This is a genomic window from Burkholderia lata (assembly GCF_902499335.1).
Classification (GTDB): domain Bacteria; phylum Pseudomonadota; class Gammaproteobacteria; order Burkholderiales; family Burkholderiaceae; genus Burkholderia; species Burkholderia lata_B.
The window spans coordinates 1-4,250 of the sequence record NZ_CABVQK010000038.1 but is presented as its reverse complement, the minus strand read 5'-3'; the positions used below and the strand labels follow the sequence as shown (position 1 = coordinate 4,250).

Below are 4,250 nucleotides of genomic sequence, written 5' to 3'. Positions count from 1 at the left end.
GTTCGAGGTGCCGGCGGCGATGGCGTTGTCGGAGGGCGTGCACACGCTGAACGCGACGGTGACGGTGCCGGGGCAGAATGAAAGCGCGCCGGCGCGCTTCACGCTCGAGGTGGATACGACTGCACCGGGCATGGGCGCAATCGTCGAGATCCGTGATGACGTGGGCGAGTACCAGGGGAACATCGAATCGGGCACGGCGACGGATGACAACACGCCGACGCTGGTGGGGACGGCCGAGCCGAATGCGGTGGTGATCATTCGCAACGGCGAGACGGTGATCGGCTCGACGGTGGCGAACGCTGATGGCGACTGGATCTTTACGCCGGAAAACCCGCTGGTGGACGGCACGTATGACTTCAACATCGTGGTGCGGGATGCGGCGGGCAATGAGTCGGATCCGTCGGATCCGTGGACGGTGATCGTCGATACGGTAGCGCCGGAGCAGCCGGTAATTGGCGACATCTGGGACAACACGGATCCGTCGAACCTGGTGCCGATTGGCGAGGATGGGTCGACGAAGGACACGACGCCGGTAATCGGTGGTGTAGGCGAGCCTGGCAGCACGATCATCGTGATCATCGATGACGAAGAGGTGGGCACGACGATCGTGGGCGAGGATGGTCGCTGGACGTTCGAGCCGGAGGAGCCGCTGGCGGAAGGCGAGCACAAGATCGAGGTGGTCGAGCGGGATCCGGCGGGCAATAGCTCGGAGAAGTCGGATCCGGTGACGGTGATCGTCGATACAACAGATCGATGGGATTTCAATACTGATGGAGATTTAGAGGGATGGGTTCTGCAGGGGCACTATGCGACATACGCAAATATTAACGGCAACTCGCAAGTTCGCGACGGTGCATTCCATGCAACAACTCCCGGCTCGCTTTGGGGAACCCCCAATTCAGGCTGGAGCGGAAATGTCATGAGCCGCGAGATTGCGGTGGTGGCTGGAGAGACGTACGATTTTTCTATGCTCTTCAGGACAGAAGCGTTCAACGGAGACGTTGGGATAGAAAGTGCCAAGCTTCGACTTTTTATCGATGGAAATCCAATCGGGCCTCTTTTCGATTCCCAAAATAATCCAAACCTTTCAGTGATTGCTACGGGTGATTACACCGCTATCAATACTGGAACTGTCACGCTCAGCATTGTCAATTACGCCGACGGGTATTGGGGTAACGATTTCCTGATTGATTGGATCACGATGACACCGCAAGGCAATACCATGGAGGCTAACGCCCCAGAATTCGGACAGGATGACGTGGCCATGCCGGATCTCGTGGCGGACCTCGCCAATGTTTTTGCCGTGGAGGAAGTCGAACAGCTCCAAAATGGATTGAACGGTGGCGACGGGATTGACACGATGAAGCTAACCGGTACCGATCAGATGTTGGATCTGCGCCTGCTTAACGGCAAGCTGGAATCGATCGAGGTCATTGACATTACCGGCACCGGTGACAACACTCTTAAGCTTTCGCTTGGCGATGTGCTGGAGCTGGGTGAGAAGGATCTGTTCGTCAACGATGGCAAGACTCAAATGATGGTGAAGGGTGATGTCGGCGATGCTGTCCAACTGTCTGATCTCCTGCTCGATGGCAGTGACGTGGGCGATTGGGCCCAGCAGGCTGGCACCGTGACGGTAGAAGGCGTGACGTACAACGTCTACCAACACTCGGGTCTGGATGTGGAACTGCTCGTCCAGCAGGGGGTGACTACGCATCTCGTGTAATACGTGTCTGCGGCGGTTCGGTGCCGCCACAGCGCGACCCTGTTCACAATCGATGGTCTTCGGCCATCACCTCTTTGTTCCATTTTGAATTGGACGTCGCTTCGTGCGACGTCCACCAATACCCATGAATACGACCATGAAACTCAGTAAGACGATGAAGCACCTGGCGCTGTTCGGCGCGGTGCTGATGGCGGCTGGCACTCTGCCGGCCACCGCCCAGACCGCGATGTCCGACACGTTCGACTCGGCGATGCCGTTCAACGGCGCCGGCACCCGCGCCGGCCAGGTGTTCGGCTCGACCTATGCGCCGGTTGGCACCGTCGCCTCGAATCAGACGCAGATCGTGTACTACCGCCCGGGCACGCCGACGCGCGGCGCGCAACCGGCGCACGTGTACGTCGACGACCAGTTCCAGACGGCGCTGCTGCCGGGCGGCTACACGACGTTCTGTGTGGTCGCGGGCGAGCATACGATCGGCGCATACCAGAACGATGCCCCGCTGTACAAGGGCAAAAGCGTGAACCGCTTCTCGGCGAACCTGCAAGGCGGCAAGACCTACTTCCTGAAGGTGCAGGAGGGCGGCAACGGCGCACCGCAGGCGCTCCCGCGCGAGCAGGCCGAACGCGAGCTCGTCGGCCTGCGTGACCAGGTGCACGCGCTGCCGCGCGCATCGAGCGTGCAAGCGTGCCAGACCACGCCGCTGCCGGTCGCTCAGCCGGCGGCCCAGCCGCAGTACAAGGACTATACGCTGAGCGGTGATCTGCTGTTCGCGTTCGGCAAGTCCGGCTACGGCGACATCACCGGCCGCGGGCGTGAAGCAGTCGGCCGTCTGGTCGAGCAGATGCGTGCGGAAAACACGACGCTGTCACAGATCACCGTGATTGGCCACGCGGACCAGATCGGTTCGGACACGGCTGCCGAGGAACTGGGCATGCGCCGTGCCGCGACGGTGCGCCGGATGCTGGTCGAGCGCGGCCTGCCGGCCTCGAAGATCTCGACGGAAAGTGCGGGCAACAGCGAGCCGGTGGTGGAGGACTGTCGTGGCAGCAAGCAGCAGCTTATCGCGTGCTATGCGCCGAACCGTCGGGTGGTGGTGCGGGTCGACGCGGCCCGTCCGGCCTGAGCGGGCCCGGGATTGCCCATGCCGAAAAGGGGCAGGCGATCCCGAGTGACCGGGCGCGCGCGAGTGCGCGCCCGGACTGAACGGCAATCGACGACGAGCACCAAACGACCTACCCCGGTGCTGGCGGAGGCACTCGTGCGATATGAGGCATTACCGGACACCGACCAGGCGTCCTTCCATTCCGCAATCAACGAGTATGTGTTGGGTTCGCCGAGCCGCAAGCGCAAGTTGGTGGAGGCGTGGGCCGCGCACTGTGCGCAAACGCAAAGTGGTGCGCGCGACCACGAGCCCTGATCGACACCGGAACAAGTTCTGCCTATGGGGCGGCGCTTTTGCGCCGCCCTTTTTCCTGTGAATGCGGAATGGATATGGGCTGGATGCGGTGGGGAAGTAAAATGGTGCTTTGCAGTGATCAACTAATCCCGGACACTACGTTAAGTTTTTCTTCTGCAACGGCCGGCGCCAGTCCGTCATTGAACTGATTCGGCCGTTTCCAGTGTACCGGTGCATCAGGTAGTGGCTGATATCCCGGTGTGCTTCCTGCGCCGATATGTAACCCGCTGACGGCAGCAAGGACTCGGCACTCAACGCACCGATACACTTGCCGTAATAGCGCTGGGGATGCTTCTGGATCGCAGTTGAGTTGATGCTGGGTAATCGGACCTATCCGCCATTTTGTGTGTGAGGGATATGGCCAGCACTACCGGAATCTGCTCCATGCGACGCAGCGTTTGTGCGATATGCACGCCAGCACACCGTCAGTTTTGACCAAGTCGTTGTCGAAGAACCGACAGCCCGCCTTCAGTTCAGCGGGCGACAAGGCCTCCCGAACAGGCCCTCGAGCGGCTGCAGTGGTACGCGCGGCGTTGGACGGTCGAGACCTGGCGCTGGGTGCTCAAAAGCGGCTGCCGCATTGAGGCCCGCCAGTTCGGTACGATCGAGCGTTTCGTGCGGGCGGCGGCACGGTTTGCCGTGATCGCCTGGGGCATCCTTTACACGCCTCTGCTGGCTCGCCTTGATGGCGAGTTGCCTGGCGAAGTGGTCCTCCAGCGTTTTGAATGGCAGGCGTTGTATTGCCCGCGTACACCATACAACTCGCCTTCCGGACAAGGTGCCATCTCTGGCACAGACGGTACTGTGGATTGCCACCTTGGGTGGCTACCTCGATCACCATAATGATTCCGCCTGGCGCAACTGTCATCTGGCGAGGCTTCCTCGTCCCGCAAGAATCACCGAGATGTTCCGCATCTTTAATTCAGGTCCGTAACTTGTGGCTAAGAAACGCTAACAGAATGATTTTTGAAGGTGCCTCCAGCAAATGATTCAGGCGGCGATTTTCATGAACGCCTCGTGTATGGCGGCGAGGCGCTCGAACCGAATGCGCAGGCGTCTGAAGTTGTG

At 60.5% G+C, this 4,250-nt stretch carries 2 protein-coding genes and 1 pseudogene; 2 read left to right on the top strand and 1 reads right to left on the bottom strand.

What is annotated here, in order from left to right; all coding sequences use genetic code 11:
- The coding region (locus BCO18175_RS40295) for an Ig-like domain-containing protein (RefSeq protein WP_254608263.1) at window positions 1–1,726 on the top strand (1,726 nt) is incomplete at its 5' end.
- A 136-nt stretch (window positions 1,727–1,862) separates the two neighbouring features.
- Complete coding sequence (locus BCO18175_RS40290) at window positions 1,863–2,849, top strand: OmpA family protein (protein ID WP_174989379.1); 987 nt, start codon at window positions 1,863–1,865, stop codon at window positions 2,847–2,849.
- A gap of 412 nt (window positions 2,850–3,261) precedes the next feature.
- On the opposite strand, the pseudogene BCO18175_RS40800 reads toward BCO18175_RS40290, so the two are convergent.
- Window positions 3,262–3,419, bottom strand: a pseudogene (locus tag BCO18175_RS40800) (IS3 family transposase); the annotation flags it as partial.
- Window positions 3,420–4,250 lie beyond the last annotated feature (831 nt).